Origin of the sequence: Streptomyces sp. GMY02, from assembly GCF_019056675.1 — a bacterium.
Lineage (GTDB): Bacteria > Actinomycetota > Actinomycetes > Streptomycetales > Streptomycetaceae > Streptomyces > Streptomyces odonnellii.
In genome coordinates, this window is sequence record NZ_CP077658.1 from 6,615,498 (window position 1) to 6,632,581 (window position 17,084).

At 69.7% G+C, this 17,084-nt stretch carries 18 protein-coding genes; 11 read left to right on the top strand and 7 right to left on the bottom strand.

From position 1 onward, the window contains the following. Positions 1-236 precede the first annotated feature (236 nt). Positions 237-1,226 (top strand): GTP 3',8-cyclase MoaA, encoded by a 990-nt coding sequence (moaA, locus tag KQY30_RS28210; RefSeq protein ID WP_217309258.1) that lies wholly within the window; start codon positions 237-239, stop codon positions 1,224-1,226. Between the two features lie 20 nt (positions 1,227-1,246). Here moaA and KQY30_RS28215 read toward each other — a convergent pair whose 3' ends face one another. Then, complete coding sequence (locus KQY30_RS28215) at positions 1,247-1,492, bottom strand: hypothetical protein (RefSeq protein WP_217309259.1); 246 nt, start codon at positions 1,490-1,492, stop codon at positions 1,247-1,249. A 209-nt stretch (positions 1,493-1,701) separates the two neighbouring features. Next, positions 1,702-2,070, bottom strand: coding sequence for a DUF3099 domain-containing protein (locus KQY30_RS28220; protein WP_217309260.1), 369 nt, complete (start codon positions 2,068-2,070; stop codon positions 1,702-1,704). 318 nt (positions 2,071-2,388) lie between these two features. Here KQY30_RS28220 and KQY30_RS28225 point away from each other — a divergent pair, with 318 nt between their 5' ends. Continuing rightward, positions 2,389-2,679, top strand: a complete 291-nt coding sequence (locus KQY30_RS28225) for a GlsB/YeaQ/YmgE family stress response membrane protein (RefSeq protein WP_217309261.1) — start codon at positions 2,389-2,391, stop codon at positions 2,677-2,679. Between the two features lie 190 nt (positions 2,680-2,869). Here the strand turns inward: KQY30_RS28225 and tyrS are convergent, their stop codons facing one another. The 3 genes from tyrS to KQY30_RS28240 form a co-directional block, all read right to left on the bottom strand. Beyond that, positions 2,870-4,138 (bottom strand): tyrosine--tRNA ligase, encoded by a 1,269-nt coding sequence (tyrS, locus tag KQY30_RS28230; RefSeq protein ID WP_217309262.1) that lies wholly within the window; start codon positions 4,136-4,138, stop codon positions 2,870-2,872. 106 nt (positions 4,139-4,244) lie between these two features. After that, positions 4,245-5,651, bottom strand: a complete 1,407-nt coding sequence (locus KQY30_RS28235; protein ID WP_217309263.1) for a metallopeptidase TldD-related protein — start codon at positions 5,649-5,651, stop codon at positions 4,245-4,247. Then, the gene (locus KQY30_RS28240) at positions 5,648-7,171 is read right to left on the bottom strand and encodes a TldD/PmbA family protein (protein WP_217309264.1); all 1,524 of its coding nucleotides are present in this window, start codon (positions 7,169-7,171) and stop codon (positions 5,648-5,650) included. Before KQY30_RS28240 ends, KQY30_RS28235 begins: the two co-directional genes overlap by 4 nt. Positions 7,172-7,401: 230 nt before the next feature. Between KQY30_RS28240 and KQY30_RS28245 the strand changes: the two genes are divergently transcribed. From KQY30_RS28245 to KQY30_RS28265, 5 genes are all read left to right on the top strand, one after another. Beyond that, a complete protein-coding gene (locus tag KQY30_RS28245) occupies positions 7,402-9,474 on the top strand; it encodes a translation factor GTPase family protein (RefSeq protein ID WP_217309265.1) in 2,073 nt (690 codons plus the stop codon). Positions 9,475-9,585: 111 nt separating this feature from the next. Then, positions 9,586-9,744, top strand: coding sequence for a hypothetical protein (locus KQY30_RS28250; RefSeq protein WP_217309266.1), 159 nt, complete (start codon positions 9,586-9,588; stop codon positions 9,742-9,744). Positions 9,745-9,887: 143 nt separating this feature from the next. Beyond that, positions 9,888-10,607: a 3-oxoacyl-[acyl-carrier-protein] reductase gene (fabG, locus tag KQY30_RS28255; protein WP_046503952.1), complete on the top strand. Its 720-nt coding sequence runs from the start codon at positions 9,888-9,890 to the stop codon at positions 10,605-10,607. A gap of 4 nt (positions 10,608-10,611) precedes the next feature. Continuing rightward, positions 10,612-11,385, top strand: a complete 774-nt coding sequence (fabI, locus tag KQY30_RS28260; protein WP_217309267.1) for an enoyl-ACP reductase FabI — start codon at positions 10,612-10,614, stop codon at positions 11,383-11,385. Positions 11,386-11,602: 217 nt separating this feature from the next. Continuing rightward, entirely contained in the window at positions 11,603-12,091 is a 489-nt protein-coding gene (locus KQY30_RS28265; protein ID WP_217309268.1) for a hypothetical protein, read from the top strand. Between the two features lie 132 nt (positions 12,092-12,223). On the opposite strand, the gene KQY30_RS28270 is transcribed toward KQY30_RS28265, so the two are convergent. Further along, the gene (locus KQY30_RS28270) at positions 12,224-12,898 is read right to left on the bottom strand and encodes a FadR/GntR family transcriptional regulator (RefSeq protein WP_217309269.1); all 675 of its coding nucleotides are present in this window, start codon (positions 12,896-12,898) and stop codon (positions 12,224-12,226) included. 165 nt (positions 12,899-13,063) lie between these two features. Here KQY30_RS28270 and KQY30_RS28275 point away from each other — a divergent pair, with 165 nt between their 5' ends. The 4 genes from KQY30_RS28275 to KQY30_RS28285 all read left to right on the top strand — a co-directional run bounded on the left by KQY30_RS28275 (position 13,064) and on the right by KQY30_RS28285 (position 15,534). Continuing rightward, positions 13,064-14,401 (top strand): MFS transporter, encoded by a 1,338-nt coding sequence (locus KQY30_RS28275; protein ID WP_217311372.1) that lies wholly within the window; start codon positions 13,064-13,066, stop codon positions 14,399-14,401. A gap of 4 nt (positions 14,402-14,405) precedes the next feature. Further along, on the top strand, positions 14,406-14,522 hold the full coding sequence (locus KQY30_RS36760; protein ID WP_254407359.1) for an SGM_5486 family transporter-associated protein: 117 nt from the start codon (positions 14,406-14,408) through the stop codon (positions 14,520-14,522). A 195-nt stretch (positions 14,523-14,717) separates the two neighbouring features. Then, entirely contained in the window at positions 14,718-14,924 is a 207-nt protein-coding gene (locus KQY30_RS28280; RefSeq protein WP_217309270.1) for a hypothetical protein, read from the top strand. A 91-nt stretch (positions 14,925-15,015) separates the two neighbouring features. After that, the gene (locus KQY30_RS28285) at positions 15,016-15,534 is read left to right on the top strand and encodes a histidine phosphatase family protein (protein WP_046507865.1); all 519 of its coding nucleotides are present in this window, start codon (positions 15,016-15,018) and stop codon (positions 15,532-15,534) included. Between the two features lie 191 nt (positions 15,535-15,725). On the opposite strand, the gene serB is transcribed toward KQY30_RS28285, so the two are convergent. Next, entirely contained in the window at positions 15,726-16,943 is a 1,218-nt protein-coding gene (serB, locus tag KQY30_RS28290; protein ID WP_046507863.1) for a phosphoserine phosphatase SerB, read from the bottom strand. Positions 16,944-17,084 lie beyond the last annotated feature (141 nt).

The following is a 17,084-nucleotide window of genomic DNA, read 5'->3' on the forward strand; positions in this document are numbered from 1 at the left end:
ACCGTACGGGGAGTTCATGACCGTACGGGGAGTGTCTGACCGTACGGACGGGTCAAGCGCCCCTTCCTGAGCGCCCTTTCGCGGCCGCGTCGTAGAGCCTTGCGACGCGGCCGAGCCGTTCCCGGGTGTTCCCCCGCCGTTCTCGGCCGTTCTCTGCCGTAAATGTCCCTCTGGCGTTGTCAGTGGCCTGCCGTAGTCTCGACAGTGTCGGATCCGATCACAGGGAGGGGCCCGCAGTGCTCATCGACACTTACGGCCGCGTGGCCACTGACCTGCGTGTCTCGCTCACCGACCGATGCAATCTGCGGTGTACGTACTGTATGCCCGAGGAAGGGCTGCAATGGCTGGGCAAGTCGGATCTGCTCAGTGATGACGAGATCGTCCGTCTCGTCCATGTCGCCGTCACCCGGCTGGGTGTCGACGAAGTCCGCTTCACCGGCGGGGAGCCGCTGATCAGACCCGGTCTCGTCGGGATCGTCGAGCGGTGCGCCGCGCTGGAGCCGCGGCCCCGGCTGTCGCTCACCACCAATGGCCTCGGGCTCGAGCGCACCGCCGCCGCGCTGAAGGCCGCGGGCCTGGACCGGGTGAATGTCTCGCTCGACACCCTGCGGCCGGAGGTCTTCAGGGCCCTCACCCGCCGTGACCGGCACGGGGACGTGATCGACGGACTGCGCGCGGCCCGGGACGTCGGACTGACACCTGTGAAGATCAATTCGGTTCTGATGCCGGGCCTCAACGACGACGAAGCCCCCGAACTGCTCGCATGGGCCATCGAGCAGGGGTACGAGCTGCGCTTCATCGAGCAGATGCCCCTCGACGCCCAGCACGGGTGGAAGCGCGACGGCATGATCACGGCCCGTGAGATCCTGGACTCGCTGCGTACGCGCTTCGTGCTGATCCCCGAGGGCGAGGGGGTCCGCGGCTCGGCGCCCGCGGAGCGCTGGATCGTGGACGGCGGGCCGCACCGTGTCGGCGTGATCGCCTCCGTCACCCGCCCGTTCTGCCGCGCCTGCGACCGCACCCGGCTGACCGCCGACGGACAGGTGCGCACCTGTCTGTTCGCCCGGGAGGAGACGGATCTGAGGGGCGCGCTGCGCTCCGGCGCGCCCGATGACGAGATCGCCACGATCTGGAGGCTGGCGATGTGGGGAAAGAAGGCCGGTTCAGGTCTGGACGATCCGGCCTTCCTCCAGCCCGACCGCCCGATGTCGGCGATCGGCGGCTGAGCCGGCGACCGGGGGTCGAGTCAGTGATCCGGCGCCGACCGGCGCTGCCACTCGGCGAGTTCGACCACGTCCTTGAGGAAGCCGCGCATACCGAGGAACGAGGAGAGATGCTCACGGTGCTCGTCGCACGCCAGCCAGGTCTTACGGCGCTCCGGCGTATGGAGCTTGGGGTTGTTCCAGGCGAGGACCCAGACGGCGCGCGCACGGCAGCCCTTCGCGGAGCAGACCGGGGCTTCGCTGGAATCGGAATCGGCGGGGGAGTTCACCCGACCACACTAGGACACATCCGGATCGGGTAACCGGTGACCGGAAATGGCGACGCCGAGCAGCCACGGGGGGAGCTGCCCGGCGTCGGTCCGTCGCTCCGACGGGGGATGCGGAGCGCCTACAAAGTATGTCACGGGCAATGGGGTGCCGTGCACCGGAACTTCACGATTGATCTGAGCTTTTCTTGAGCTTTGCGGACCGCTTGAGATCAATTCTCATGCGTTTCGGCGGCCGTCGCCTCTGCTCCGGATTCCGTTACAACAGGTCCGGAAGGCCGTACGGGCGGCGCGATCACCGGCCGCGGCGGAGCGGTCACCAGCGTCTTGGGCAGTGAAGGGGCGTTCTCCCGGCCCGCGTTGGCGATCACGACAGCCACATAGGGCAGCAGTGTGCCCACCACGAGCGTCACAATGGCCACCGGCCGTTCCACATTCCACAGGGCCACGGTGGCGATCACCGCGAGTGTCCGAATGGACATCGAGATCACATAGCGGCGCTGCCGGCCGCGCACATCCTCGGCGAGACCCTGCCGGGCTCCCGTGATCCGGAAGACCTCGGTACCGCTCCGCTTCCGCATCACGTTCCACCATCCGATTCTGTGCCGGACTCTCCCGAGGCTTCTCCCGGCCGGACCCGGGCCGCATCTGAACCAGGCGGCCCCTGGACCGGACCGGCACCACGGTACGCCGGGGCCGCCGCGACCACGAGAGCGGGTCACTCCCCATCCTGTCCCCGTCCCGTCCGCATCCTGTCCGATGGTCCGTGCCGGGTCTCGCCAGGCCTTGTCGGCGGGCCGCGGTGCCGGGCCACGTACGGAGCCGTCCGACATGCGCCGTATGGGCGACCGGCACAGACTGAGCGCACATGCGCGAGTGCGCCGCACCGGGAGGCGACGATGAACTGGTTGTGGGCGATCATTGTGGGGCTGGTGCTCGGGCTGATCGCCAGGGCGGTCATCCCCGGCAGACAGCGCATCCCCCTCTGGCTGACAGCCCTCTGCGGCATCCTCGGCGGCATGCTCGGCAACGGGGCGGCCGGCTGGCTGGGCGTCGCCGAGACCAGGGGCATCGACTGGACCCGCCATGTCCTCCAGCTCGTCGGCGCGATCCTGGTGGTCCTTGTGTGCGAGCGGCTCTGGAACACGCTCCGGGGCAGACGGGCCAGCGGCCCCCGACAGCGCATGTGAAGCCGGGGCCGGGGGACACCCGGGACCGGGGCGGCGGGAGACCGGGCCGGGCGGGGGAGAGGGGCCGGGGCGGGGCCGGGCGAGACCGGGCGGAACGGCCGCGGCCGGGCACACGCTGTTTCACCTCGCGTGTGCCCGGCCGCCGGTCCCGGGCTCGGTCGGCTGCCGGTCCGGGCAGCCGACGATACGGTCAGCCCGCCGCGACCTCGATCGCGGCCAGGTTCTTCTTGCCCCGCCGCAGCACCAGCCAGCGGCCGTGCAGCAGCTCCGCCCGGTCCGGTACGGAGTCCGCGTCACCGACCTTCGCGTTGTTCACGTACGCCCCGCCCTCCTTGACCGTACGGCGGGCCGCCGACTTGCTCGGCACGAGACCGGCCTCGGCGAACAGGTCCGTCACCGGCCCCAGCTCGGCGACCTTCGCGCGCGGCACCTCGGAGAGCGCCGCGCTCAGCGTCGCCTCGTCCAGCTCCGCCAGCTCCCCCTGGCCGAACAGCGCCCGGGACGCCGCGACGACCGCCGCACACTGGTCCGCGCCGTGGACGAGCGTCGTCAGCTCCTCCGCCAGCGCCCGCTGGGCCGCGCGGGCCTGCGGGCGCTCCGCGGTGATCTGCTCCAGCTCCTCCAGCTCCGAACGGCTCTTGAAGCTGAGGATGCGGCTGTACGAGGAGATGTCACGGTCGTCGACATTCAGCCAGAACTGGTAGAACGCGTACGGCGTGGTCATCTCCGGGTCCAGCCAGACCGCCCCGCCCTCCGTCTTGCCGAACTTGGTGCCGTCCGCCTTGGTCATCAGCGGCGTGGCCAGCGCATGCACCGTGGCCCCCGGCTCCAGGCGGTGGATCAGGTCGAGACCGGCGGTGAGATTGCCCCACTGGTCGCTGCCGCCCTGCTGGAGGACACAGCCGTACCGCCGGTACAGCTCCAGGAAGTCCATGCTCTGGAGGAGCTGGTAGCTGAACTCGGTGTAGCTGATGCCCTCGTCCGACTCCAGCCTGCGGGCGATGGAGTCCTTGGTCAGCATCTTGTTCACCCGGAAGTGCTTGCCGATGTCCCGGAGGAACTCGATCGCGGACATGCCCGCGGTCCAGTCCAGGTTGTTGACCATGGTCGCGGCGTTCGGGCCCTCGAACGAGAGGTACGGTTCGATCTGGGCCCGCAGCCGCCGCACCCAGCCCGCGACCGTCTCCGGGTCGTTCAGTGTCCGCTCGGCGGTGGGCCGGGGGTCGCCGATCTGGCCGGTGGCCCCGCCCACCAGCGCCAGCGGCCGGTGCCCGGCCTGCTGGAGCCTGCGTACGGTCAGCACCTGCACGAGATGCCCCACATGCAGACTGGGCGCGGTGGGATCGAAGCCGCAATAGAACGTGACGGGACCGTCCGCGAGCGCCTTGCGCAAAGCGTCCTCGTCAGTGGACTGGGCGAACAGCCCGCGCCACTTCAGCTCGTCGACGATGTCCGTCACGGTCGTGTCTCTCCTCGGATGATTCTCGGTGGTCATACGGTCCTGGGCGGCCATATGGCTGACCACCAGTCTATGGGCGCCGTCCAGGCGTTATCGGGCCCAGTCGTCATACTCCCCGGCTGACCGAGCTCATATTGAAATCGGGAACGCGCAGCGCGGGCATCGCGGCCCGGGTGAACCAGTCGCCCCACTCGCGCGGCAGCGTCTTCTCCGTACGTCCGGCCTCGGCGGCCCGCGACAGCAGATCGACCGGGGACTCGTTGAACCGGAAGTTGTTCACCTCGCCCACGACCTCGCCGTTCTCGACGAGATAGACACCGTCCCTGGTCAGTCCCGTGAGCAGCAGCGTCGCCGGATCGACCTCGCGGATGTACCAGAGGCAGGTCAGCAGCAGCCCGCGCGCGGTCGCCGCGACCATCTCCTCCAGCGACCGGTTGCCGCCGGCCTCCAGCATCAGATTGCCGGTGCCAGGCGCGACCGGCAGGCCGGTCAGGGCGGCGGTGTGACGGGTGGTGATCAGATGCGCCAGCTCGCCGTCCCGTACCCAGTCGGTCGCCCCCAGCGGCAGACCGTTGTCGAAGACGGAGGCGTCGTCGCCGGAGGCGTGCGCGATCACGAAGGGCGCGGACTCCAGACCCGGCTCGTTCGGATCGCTGCGGAGCGTGAGCGGCAGCTCGGACAGCTTCTCGCCGAGACGGGTGCCGCCGCCGGGGCGGGAGAAGACCGTACGGCCCTCGGACGCGTCCCGGGCGGTGGAGGACCAGAGCTGGTAGATCAGCAGATCGGCGACGGCGGTCGACGGCAGCAGCGTCTCGTACCGCCCCGCGGGCAGATCGATCTTCCGCTTGGCCCAGGCCAGCCGCTGCGCAAGCTCGGCGTCCAGGACCGCCGGGTCCACATCCTTGAAATCACGGGTGGAGCGGCCCGCCCAGGCGGAGCGGGTACGGTCGGGCGACTTGGCGTTCAGCTCCAGCGTGCCGTTGGGCTGGTCGTGGCGCAGCCGTACCCCGGTGGACGTACCGAGATACGTCGAGGTCAGCTCGTGGTTGGCGAAGCCGTACAGCTCACGGCCGCCGGCGCGGGCACGGGCGAAGGACTCGCCGAGCGCCGGGGCGAAGTCCGCGAAGACGGCGGAGGTCGTCTCGGCGGGCGCGTCCGTGAAGTCCCCCGACGCCGGTCCCGCCTGGTCGGTGCCGACCAGCGGCTGGGCGTCCTCGGCGGGCCCCGCCCCGCGCGCGGCTGCCTCGGCGGCCCGGACCAGCGGCTCCAGATCGTCGGCGGTGACGGCGGCGCGCGACACCACACCGGACGCGGTGCCCTGGGCGCCGTCGACGGTCGCGACGACGGTGAGGGTCCTGCCGCGGGTGACCCCGTTGGTGGTGAGTGCGTTGCCCGCCCAGCGCAGATTGGCGGAGGACTGCTCGTCGGCGATGACCACGCAGCCGTCCGCGGTGGACAGTTCGAGAGCGCGCTCGACGATCTCGTGCGGCTTGCTGATACGGCTGGTGCTCATCGTCCCGCCTCCTGCGTGGTGTTGAGGATGTTGACGCCGCGGAACAGGGCGGACGGGCAGCCGTGGGAGACCGCCGCCACCTGGCCCGGCTGGGCCTTGCCGCAGTTGAAGGCGCCGCCGAGGACATAGGTCTGCGGTCCGCCGACCGCCTCCATCGAGCCCCAGAAGTCCGTCGTCGTCGCCTGGTACGCGACATCGCGGAGCTGGCCCGCGAGCTGTCCGTTCTCGATACGGAAGAACCGCTGCCCGGTGAACTGGAAGTTGTAGCGCTGCATGTCGATCGACCACGACCGGTCGCCGACCACATAGATCCCGCGCTCCACCCCGCCGATCAGATCCTCCGTGCTCAGCCCGCCGGGATCCGCTTGCAGCGACACGTTCGCCATGCGCTGGACCGGCACATGGCCCGGCGAGTCCGCGTACGCGCAGCCGTTGGAGCGGCCGAGCCCGGTCAGCTTCGCGATCCGCCGGTCGAGCTGATAGCCGACGAGCGTGCCGTCCTTCACCAGGTCCCACGACTGCGCCTGGACGCCCTCGTCGTCGTACCCGATCGTGGCCAGGCCGTGCTCCGCGGTCCTGTCGCCCGTCACATTCATCACCGAGGAGCCGTACGCCAGCTTCCCGAGCTGGTCGAACGTCGCGAACGACGTCCCCGCGTACGCCGCCTCGTACCCCAGCGCCCGGTCCAGCTCGGTGGCGTGGCCGATCGACTCATGGATGGTCAGCCACAGGTTGGACGGATCGACCACCAGGTCGTACGTCCCCGCCTCGACGCTCGGCGCCCGCATCTTCTCGGCGAGCAGCCCGGGGATCCGCTCCAGCTCGGCGTCCCAGTCCCAGCCCGTGCCGGTCAGATACTCCCAGCCCCGGCCGGCCGGCGGCGCGATCGTACGCATCGAGTCGAACTCGCCGCTCTCACCGTCCACCGCGACGGCCGTGAGCTGCGGATGCAGCCTCACCCGCTGCTGCGTGGTGACCGTACCGGCCGTGTCCGCATAGAACTTGTTCTCATGGACGGTCAGCAGCGACGCGTCCACATGCGCGACGCCCTCCGCGCGCAGCAGCCGCCCGCTCCAGTCGGCCAGCAGCCCGCTCTTCTCCTCGTCGGGCACCTCGAACGGATCGATCTCGTACGACGACACCCAGGTCTTCTCCGCGTGCACCGGCTCCTCCGCCAGCTCGACACGCTCGTCGGAACCGGCGGCCGAGATCACCTTCGCGGAGAGCTTCGCCATCGCCACGGCCTGCCCCGCGACCCGCGCCGCCGCGTCCATCGACAGATCGACCCCGGACGCGAAGCCCCAGGCGCCGCCGTGCACCACCCGGACCGCGTACCCCAGATCCGTGGTGTCCGACGACCCGGCGGGCTTCCCGTCCCGCAGCCGCCACGACGCCCCGCGCACCCGCTCGAACCGGAAGTCCGCGTGCTCGGCGCCGAGCGCCCGCGCCCGCGCGAGCGCCGCATCGGCGAGCGCCCGCAGCGGCAGTGCCAGGAATGACTGATCTACCTCATGGGGCACGTCGGCCTCCCCTTCTCACATCTGTGGGTCATGCACCTGTGGGTCATGTGTCCGCAGTGAATCATGCGGGCGCGGGGCCCCGCCGTGCCTGTGGACAAACCGGTTGCACCCCGTGCCACCGTCTGTTGTACTCCCGGGCAGTACCGGATGGATCAAGGAGATCGTCATGCGCGGAACGTCTGTGTCCACTCAGCGGGAAATTGCCACCTACGCAGAGGACCTGACGCTTCGTGCGAACACTGAACCTTGGAATCCTGGCGCATGTCGACGCCGGTAAGACCAGCCTGACCGAGCGGCTTCTGCACACCGCCGGTGTCATCGACGAGATCGGCAGCGTCGATGACGGCAGTACCCAGACCGATTCGCTGACACTGGAACGCCAGCGCGGTATCACGATCAAATCGGCCGTCGTGTCGTTCGTCGTGGACGGCGTCACGGTCAATCTGATCGATACGCCGGGACACCCGGACTTCATCGCCGAGGTGGAGCGCGTCCTGAACGTGCTGGACGGCGCGGTGCTGGTGATTTCCGCCGTCGAGGGAGTGCAGGCGCAGACCCGCGTCCTGATGCGGACACTGCGACGGCTGCGCATTCCCACCCTCATTTTCGTGAACAAGATCGACCGCAGGGGCGCGCACGACGAACGTGTGCTCCGGGCGGTGTCCGAGCGGCTGAGCCCGGCGATCGTCCCGATGGGAGCGGCGCACGGTCTCGGTGCGCGCGACGCCGGGTTCACCCCGTACGGCGAGGCCGACAGCGCCTTCACCGCCGGACTCGCGGAGGTGCTCGCGGACCACGACGACGCCCTGATGGCCGCGTATCTGGACGACGCGACTCCGCTTCCGTACCGCAGGCTCCGGGACGGACTCGCCGCGCAGACCGGGCGGGCGCTGGTGCATCCGGTGTACTTCGGCTCGGCCATCACCGGCGCGGGCGTGGACGCGCTGATCACCGGTGTCACCAAACTGCTGCCCGCGAGTGAACGCGATACGGAAGGCCCCGTCTCCGGCACGGTCTTCAAGATCGAGCGCGGTACGGCGGGCGAGAAGATCGCGTACGTCCGTATGGTCTCGGGGACGGTACGGACCCGGGACAAGCTGCTCTTCGGCAGGGACGGCGCGGACAGCGTGGGCGGCGCGGTAAGCGTGTGCGGCGAGGGGAAGGTCACCGCGATCAGCGTCTTCGACCAGGGCGCGGTGGTCTCGCGCGGCTCGGTCGAGGCGGGGCGGATCGGTCTGTTGCGCGGCCTCGGCGACATCAGGATCGGCGACACGATCGGTGCCGCCATGGCGGCCGTCGACGCGGCGGACCGGGCCGGCGCGTCATCGGCCCAGGTCCCCTCCGGGCAGTGGCATTTCGCCCCGCCCACACTGGAGACGGTGGTCGTCCCCCGCAGTCCCGCCGACAAGGGTGCGTTGCATGAGGCGCTCGCCCAACTCGTCGAACAGGACCCGCTGATCAATCTCCGTCAGGATGCGATCCGCCAGGAAATCTCCGTATCTCTTTACGGAGAAGTACAGAAAGAGGTCATCCAGGCGACCCTGGCGAACGATTTCGGCGTTGACGTCACCTTCCGCGAGACCACGACCATCTGTGTGGAGCGGCCGGCCGGTCCGGGCGAGGCCGTTGAAATCATGGGCAAGGACCCCAATCCGTTTCTCGCGACCATTGGGCTGCGCGTCGAGCCCGCGCCCCATGGCAGCGGGGTGGAATTCCGGCGGGAGATCGAACTCGGCTCGCTGCCCCTCGCGTTCCTCAAGGCCATCGAGGAGACCGTCAAGCAGACACTGCTTCAGGGCATCCATGGATGGCAGGTCATCGACTGCGCGGTCACCCTGACGCGCTCCGGCTACGCGCCGCGGCAGAGCCATGCCCACGCCGTTTTCGACAAGAGCATGTCGAGCACCGGCGGGGACTTCCGCAATCTGACACCCCTGGTCCTGATGGCTGCGCTCAAACAGGCCGGCACCGTGGTGTACGAGCCGATGCACCGCTTCCGGCTGGAGCTGCCGGCGGATGTGTACGGCTCGGCCCTGCCCGTCCTGGCGAAGCTGCGCGCCGTACCGCGGACACCGTCGACGCACGGTTCCTCGTACCTCCTGGAGGGCGAGATCCCGGCGGCGCAGGTGCATGAACTGGAGCAGCGGCTGCCGACGCTGACGCGCGGCGAGGGCGTGCTGGAGTCGGCCTTCGACCACTACGAGCAGGTCACAGGCCCGCTCCCGTCCCGCCCACGCACGGACCACGACCCCCTCAACCGGAAGGAGTACCTCCTGCGAGTTGTACGCCGCGTCGCCGGATGATCAAAACGCGGTGTTCCCGCGCCCCACCACGCGGTCCGTCTCCTGCTTCCCCGCCCGGTTTGCCTTGGCGACGTGCGGTTTCGCCGATTGTCACACCCCGGGGGTACTGTCGTGTGTCACACGGAGTTGGCACTGCTGGGCATCGCGTCCCGGGCCCTTCCCGGGACCGTGCCGGTGTCGGACCTCGGGCTGGGGCGCGACGCCACCGTGGGCGATCTGCTGCTGGAACTGTCACACCGTTCCGTGGCCGCGCCGCTTGCTCTGGGGTGAGGGTGGGGGTCGCTGGGATGGCGGATTTTCTGTAGGGATCCGACAGGGAGCGTCGTGGCGTGCTGTCGGGGCTCGATTCTGCGGGGGCGGGGCGGGACCGATAGGTTTTCGATGTACCAGACCGCCAAGGAAAGGCTGATCCGTTGAGCCGCTCGGTTCTCGTCACCGGAGGAAACCGGGGCATCGGCCTCGCCATCGCCCGCGCCTTCGCCGAAAACGGCGACAAGGTCGCCATCACCCACCGCTCCGGCGAGCCGCCGGAGGCCCTGATGGAGCTGGGCTGCCTGGCGGTCCGCTGCGACATCACCGACGCAGAGCAGGTGGAGCAGGCCTACAAGGAGATCGAGGAGAAGCACGGTCCCGTGGAGGTGCTGGTGGCCAACGCCGGTGTCACCAAGGACCAGTTGCTGATGCGGATGTCCGAGGAGGACTTCACCTCCGTCCTTGAGACCAACCTCACCGGCACCTTCAGGGTCGTCAAGCGCGCCAACCGCGCCATGCTCCGCGCCAAGAAGGGCCGGGTCGTCCTGATCTCCTCGGTGGTCGGGCTGCTCGGTTCGGCGGGGCAGGCGAACTACGCCGCGTCCAAGGCCGGTCTGGTCGGCTTCGCCCGCTCCCTCGCCCGCGAGCTGGGCTCCCGGAACATCACCTTCAATGTCGTGGCGCCCGGCTTCGTCGACACCGACATGACCAAGGTCCTCACCGACGAGCAGCGCGCGGGCATCGTGGCGCAGGTGCCGCTCGGCCGGTACGCGCAGCCGGAGGAGATCGCCGCGACCGTGCGGTTCCTCGCCTCCGACGACGCCTCGTACATCACTGGAGCCGTCATTCCCGTTGACGGCGGATTGGGCATGGGTCACTGATCACATGAGCGGAATCCTCGCCGGCAAGCGCATTCTTGTCACGGGTGTCCTCACCGAGGGCTCCATCGCCTTCCACGCCGCCAAGGTGGCGCAGGAGGAGGGCGCCGAGGTCATTCTCACCGGCTTCGGCCGGCTCACCCTTGTCGAGCGCATCGCCAAGCGGCTGCCCAAGCCCGCCCCGGTCATCGAGCTGGACGTCACCAAGCAGGAGCACCTGGACGGGCTCGCCGACCGGGTCCGCGACCTCCAGGGCGAGGCCGGTGCCGGACTCGACGGCGTCGTGCACTCGATCGCCTTCGGACCGCAGGGCGTCTTCAAGTTCCTGGAGGGAAGCTGGGAGGACGTCTCGACCGCGGTGCATGTCTCGGCGTACTCCCTGAAGTCGCTCACCATGGCCTGTCTGCCGCTGATGGAGCGCGGCGGCTCGGTGGTCGGCCTCACCTTCGACGCGCAGGTCGCCTGGCCCAAGTACGACTGGATGGGCGTCGCCAAGGCGGCGCTGGAGTCCACCAACCGCTATCTCGCCCGTGACCTGGGCGCGCGGAACATCCGCTGCAACCTGGTCTCGGCCGGTCCGCTCAAGTCCATGGCGGCCAAGTCGATCCCCGGCTTCGAGGAGCTGGCGGATGTGTGGAACCACCGCGCGCCGATCGGCTGGGACCTGTCCGACCCGGAGCCGGCGGGCCGCGGCATCGTCGGACTGCTGTCGGACTTCTTCCCGAAGACGACCGGCGAGATCGTGCATGTCGACGGCGGCGTGCACATGATGGGCGCCTGACCGGCCGATACTCAGCCGGCCCGGATGCGGCTTGCCCTTAAGCAGCTTGTACGTATCCGGAAGCCGCACATACCGGAAGCCGCGTGACCGTCACCGCGACGGGCGCGCGGCTTCCGTGCGTGACGGACCGTGTCCGTTCGATTCGAGAACAGCGGCGACTGGCCGCACACTGAGCAGACAGACCGGGGCATTCCGGTCCGGCGAGGAGGTGTGCGCGATGCGTTGGCCGCACCGCCATTTCGCCCGCCGTGCTGCCCGTCGTACGGTCCCGCCCGCCCTGGCCCTGCTGATCGCGGCCGGGCTCGTCGTCTGCGCGGAGACACGGGGCGGCCATGTGCCCGCCGAGGCCGAGGTGTACGCGCAACCGGGCGGGGGCGCGGAGCGCGAAGGGCCGGAGTACGAGAAGCACCGGGCGCAGAAGAAGCACGGGGGCGTGGAGAGCCGGGGTGCGGAACGCGGCCGTACCAGCCGGTTCGGTGCCACCTGCCGTACGAACACCAAGGGCTCCCGCGCCATCGCGTCCTGTCACAACCCGTATCCCGAGACCGACCGGGTCAGGCTGCATGTCGAGTGCGAGCGCTGGTGGGACATCGACACGGACAGTGCCCCGGTGGAGATCGCCCCGGCCGGGTACACGGAGTTCGTCGAATGGTGCTGGAAGGAGATCCGCGAGGTGTGGATCACCCATGAGCGCCTGGCGTCCTGAGGCGTCCCGCCGCTGATGAGCGACCCGCGACAGACGACCGAGCGAATCCGCCGCTGACCCAGCGCACCGGCTGCCGCGCAGGTGAACCGGCCGCTGTGTGAGCGAATCCGCTGCTGTGCGAGCGGCCTGCGCTCAGACCCGTTCTCCCAGGCAGTGGAGGGTGTAACTGGCCGCCTCGGTGCCCGCAGTCTCCGTGTCGCCCGCCCGGATCGCGGCCACCAGACGCGCGTGGTCCATATGGTTCTCCGGGCGCAGCTCCTGGCCCATGTCGTCGCGCAGCCAGTCGCGCAGAAGATGGTTGAGGTCCGCGTACAGGGCCGTCAGTACGTCATTGTGCGAGGCCGAGACGACCGCCATATGGAGGGTCGAGTCGGCCGCGACAAAGCGTTCCAGGTCGCGGGCGGCCCACGCCTCCTCGCGCCGGGCGAGCAGGGTCTCCAGTTGCCGCAGATCCCGTTCCGTACGGCGCTCGGCGGCCATTCTGGCGGCCGAGGACTCCAGGGTGGAGCGCACCTCGGCGATGTCGCGCCGGTCGGCGCCGGCGAAGCGACGGTGCATGACCCCGGCCAGTTCGCTGGTCGCGATGACATACGTTCCCGAGCCCTGCCGGATGTCCAGGAGCCCGTTGTGGGCGAGCGCGCGAACCGCCTCGCGGACGGTGTTGCGGGCCACGCCCAACTGCTCCACGAGTTCGGGCTCGGTGGGGATACGCGAACCCACCGGCCATTCGCCCGAGGTGATCTGGCTCCGCAGCTCGGTGATCACCTGGTCGGAGAGCGCGGAACGCCGGGGAGAGGTGAGCGCCATGGTGCTCCCAATCGTGTGGAAGGGGCGGAAAGGGGGAGTACGGGCCGTGAAGGGAGGGACGGGTCGACTGGACGATCAATCATCCTATGATTCTATGATGGCGCCATGCCTGATGAGCCGCACCCGCAGATACCGACGCGCACGCAGACCCAGACCCAGACCCAGATGCAGACACAGGCGCAAACGAAGGCCCTGAAGCCGTCCGGCGCATCGGCGCCCGCGTCCGTATCCGCATCCACATCCGTGTCAGCGCCTTCATACGGCAATTCTCCCGCACCGTCCGCGGCGGTCTGGCTCACCCGGCTCCTCGTCCTCGGGGTCGTCCTGGCCGCGATCAATCTCCGTCCCGCCATCACCAGCCTCGGCGCGCTGCTCGAAGAGGTACGGGACGGGCTGGGCATGAGCGGCAGCGTCGCCGGTGTCCTCACCTCCGTACCGCCCTTCTGTTTCGCGGTCTTCGGCTTCACCGCGCCGCGGCTGGCCCGGCGGTACGGTCCTGGCGCCATCGTCGGCGCCGGCATGGCCGCCATCACCGCGGGACTGCTGATCCGGCCGTTCGCGGGCGGTACGGCCGGCTTCCTCGCGGCCAGCGCGCTCGCGCTGATGGGGATCGCGGTCAGCAATGTGCTGATGCCGGTGATCGTCAAGCGGTACTTTCCCGACCGGGTCGGCACGATGACCGGGCTGTACTCGATGGCCCTGGCACTCGGCACCGCCTTTGCCGCCGCGGCGACCGTGCCCATGACCGAGGCGCTGGGCGGCAGTTGGCGGCTGGGGCTCGCGCTCTGGGCGGTGCCGGCGGTGGTGGCCGTACTGCCGTGGCTCGGGCTGGTACGGGACCGGGGCGCGGGGATGCCGGGGGCCGCGGCGGGCGGGGCTTCCGCCGATGGGCGGGGCGGGGCGGTTCCGGGGCTCCGGCTCGGGCGCAGCCGTACGGCCTGGGCGCTCGCCTGCTTCTTCGGCCTCCAGGCCACCGGCGCGTACATCACCATGGGCTGGATGCCGCAGGTCTTCCGGGACGCGGGGGTCCCGGCGAGTACGGCGGGGCTGCTGCTCGCGGTGACCATGGTGATGGGGGTGCCGCTGGCCTTTGTGATCCCGCGCATGGCGGCACGGATGAAGAACCAGGGGCCGATGGTCGTCGGCCTCGGTCTCTGCGGACTGACCGCGTTCGCGGGGCTGTACTTCGCGCCGGCCGAGGGGTCCTGGGTGTGGGCGGCGCTGCTGGGCGTCTCGAACTGCTCCTTCCCGCTCGCCCTCACCATGATCGGTATGCGGTCGAGGTCGGGGGCGGGGGTCGTACGGCTCTCCGCGTTCGCCCAGAGCACCGGGTATCTGATCTCGATCCCGGGTCCGCTGCTGGTGGGGGTGCTGTACCAGCACACGGGCGGCTGGGAACTGCCGATCGCGCTGATGGCGGGGTTCCTGCTGCCGCAGATGGCGGCAGGGGTGATCGCGGGGCGGGACCGGACGATCGAGGAGGAGGCTGGGGTGGGAGACTGAGGTCATGCCAGTCCTTGACCCGAATCCCCAGAACGGCCAGCGGACGCTGCTGATCGTGTTCGGCACGATCATCGGCATCCTGGTGATCATCGGCATCATCGCGTCGATCGCGTCGCCGTGACGCGGTGAACGCCTTTCGGCACCCGGCACTCGGCACCACACCAGAGCCACCGCCCCACCCCGGTAGGGGGGGCTAGCACCAGGGTCCCCTAGGGGGCCAGGGTCAGGGTTGAGTGGGTGGGTCGCCGGATGTGAGCGAGGGCGATCGATCCGTAGGTTCTGAGGTAACAGAAACCGCAGACCCACGGAGGCGGCCATGCCGGTCCCTACGCACCCCCGGTCCCATCCCCGTGTCCCCTCCGAGCGGATCGAGATACGGCTGCCGTGGTGGTCCGTCGCGTTGCCGGCTCTCGCCTTCGCCCTGTTGCTGCTGATGTCCGGCTCCGGACAGGCGCGGGCCGCCGCGGGTGATCCCGGGGTCGGGCGCCTTCTGGAGCAGATCCATCTGACCCTGGTGGGGTGACGGCGAGCAGTCGCCAGCACCGTTCACCCGTGCCGGGGCAGCCCGTCAACACCCTCTGCCCACTGGAGCATTTCATGCGAAGCTGGGATGCATGAGCGTCGATACACCTCGCAGGATCGTCCTCCTCCGGCACGCAAAGGCGGACTGGCCCGACGTACCCGATCATGAGCGGCCCCTCGCCGACCGGGGCCGGGCGGATGCTTCCGTCGCCGGGCGCAGGATCGCCGGCAGCGGGCTCGTCGCCGATCTGGCTCTCTGCTCGACCGCCGCCAGGACCCGGGAGACCTGGAAGCTCGCGGTGCACGAGCTGCCGGTGCGGCCTCGGACCGTCTACGAGGACCGGCTCTACGACGCCACCCTCGGCGATCTCTTCGCCCTGGTCAACGAGACGTCCGACGATGTGAACGATCTGATCCTGATCGGGCACAACCCCGGTATGCACGCGCTCGCGGACGCTCTGTCCGGCGAGGCCGAGGGCGACACCATCGGCAGGATGACCCGGAGCGGATTTCCCGCCGCCTCCCTGGCCGTGATCGCGTTCAACGGAAGCTGGAAGTCGGTGGAGCACGGCGTGGGCAGGCTCGTCGACTTCTGGACCCCGCGCGGCTGACCCCCGTACGGCTACGACCGCGCCCGGTACGACGGCCGCTCCGTACGCCGCTCCCGTACGGCCGCTCCCGTGCGGCCGGGCCGCACATGCGACCCGCACAACCGCCCCGTACAGCGGTCCGTACGGCAGAGGACCCCGGCGCGGACTTGCCGCCGGGGCCCTGGTTCGGGAAAAGAATGAAGTAGCGGTGGTCAGTCGTCGCAGTCCGCGGCCTCGACCTCTTCGCGCGTGATGCCCAGCAGATACAGCACGGTGTCCAGGAACGGCACGTTCACCGCCGTATGGGCCGCCTTGCGGACCACCGGCTTCGCGTTGAACGCGACCCCCAGCCCCGCCGCGTTCAGCATGTCCAGATCGTTGGCGCCGTCGCCGATCGCCACGGTCTGCGCCAGCGGCACCCCCGCCTCGGCGGCGAACCGGCGCAGCAGCCTGGCCTTGCCCGCGCGGTCCACGATCTCGCCCACCACCCGCCCGGTGAGCCTGCCGTCGACGATCTCCAGGGTGTTGGCGGAGGCGAAGTCCAGCCCGAGCTGCTCCTGAAGGGCATCGGTGACCTGGGTGAATCCCCCGGAGACCACCCCGACTTGGTAACCGAGGCGCTTGAGTGTACGGACCAGGGTGCGGGCACCGGGAGTGAGCCGGATCTCGGCCCGTACCTTCTCCACCACCGACGCGTCCAGACCGGCGAGCAGCGCCACCCGCGCGTGCAGGGACTGCTCGAAGTCCAGCTCCCCGAGCATGGCCCGGGAGGTCACCTCGGCGACCTCGGCCTCACAGCCCGCGTGGGCCGCGAAGAGTTCGATGACCTCGTCCTGGATCAGGGTCGAGTCCACATCCATGACCACCAGCCGCTGCGCCCGGCGGTGCAGTCCGGCCGAGACGACCGCGACATCCACCCCGATCTCCGCGCCCTCGGTGGCCAGCGCGGTGCGCAGCGGTTCGGTCTCCACCCCGGACACCGCGAACTCCACGGCGGTGACCGGGTATTTCGCCAGCCGGAAGATCCGGTCGATATTGCCGCCGGCCGTGGTGATACAGGCCGCTATGGCCGAGGTCGACTCCGCGGTCAGTGGGTTGCCCAGCACGGTGACATGCGAACGGCCGCTGCCGCGCGGCCGGTTGTCGCCCGTACCGGAGATGATCTCGGCCTGGAGCTTGAGCGATTCGGCCCAGGTGTGGACGGTCGCGCGGAGTTCGCCCTCGGCGGCACCCTTGCCGGCCGGTGCGGTGATCAGCGCGCAGAGGACGATACGGCCACGGGTCACGACCTGCTCGATGTCGATCACATCGACGGAGTAGGCGGCGAGGGTGTCGAAGAGGCCGGCGGTGATCCCGGGACGGTCCTTCCCGAAGATCTTGACGAGCAGAGTGGGGACGTCGGCGGTCCGAGGGGGCTGCGATGCGCTCATGGTGGTTCCACCGTATCGGGCAGGGCGTGGGGCTCGACCGGCCGTCCGAGTTCCGGACAGGGGTGCCAGCGGTTCCAGTCTCGGTCAGCGATCGCCCCTCGGCGACCCCGGGAAACGCGGCCCGGCCCGATCGACAAGACA

What these genes read in the sequence shown, in the direction of transcription:
- KQY30_RS28220 (WP_217309260.1), bottom strand. Translation starts at nt 2,070, where the DNA reads ATGCGGAAGCGGAGCGGTACCGAGGTCTTCCGGATCACGGGAGCCCGG.
- KQY30_RS28225 (WP_217309261.1), top strand. Translation starts at nt 2,389, where the DNA reads ATGAACTGGTTGTGGGCGATCATTGTGGGGCTGGTGCTCGGGCTGATC.
- KQY30_RS28235 (WP_217309263.1), bottom strand. Translation starts at nt 5,651, where the DNA reads ATGAGCACCAGCCGTATCAGCAAGCCGCACGAGATCGTCGAGCGCGCT.
- fabI (WP_217309267.1), top strand. Translation starts at nt 10,612, where the DNA reads ATGAGCGGAATCCTCGCCGGCAAGCGCATTCTTGTCACGGGTGTCCTC.
- KQY30_RS28265 (WP_217309268.1), top strand. Translation starts at nt 11,603, where the DNA reads ATGCGTTGGCCGCACCGCCATTTCGCCCGCCGTGCTGCCCGTCGTACG.
- KQY30_RS28270 (WP_217309269.1), bottom strand. Translation starts at nt 12,898, where the DNA reads ATGGCGCTCACCTCTCCCCGGCGTTCCGCGCTCTCCGACCAGGTGATC.
- KQY30_RS28275 (WP_217311372.1), top strand. Translation starts at nt 13,064, where the DNA reads ATGCAGACACAGGCGCAAACGAAGGCCCTGAAGCCGTCCGGCGCATCG.
- KQY30_RS36760 (WP_254407359.1), top strand. Translation starts at nt 14,406, where the DNA reads ATGCCAGTCCTTGACCCGAATCCCCAGAACGGCCAGCGGACGCTGCTG.
- KQY30_RS28280 (WP_217309270.1), top strand. Translation starts at nt 14,718, where the DNA reads ATGCCGGTCCCTACGCACCCCCGGTCCCATCCCCGTGTCCCCTCCGAG.
- KQY30_RS28285 (WP_046507865.1), top strand. Translation starts at nt 15,016, where the DNA reads ATGAGCGTCGATACACCTCGCAGGATCGTCCTCCTCCGGCACGCAAAG.
- serB (WP_046507863.1), bottom strand. Translation starts at nt 16,943, where the DNA reads ATGAGCGCATCGCAGCCCCCTCGGACCGCCGACGTCCCCACTCTGCTC.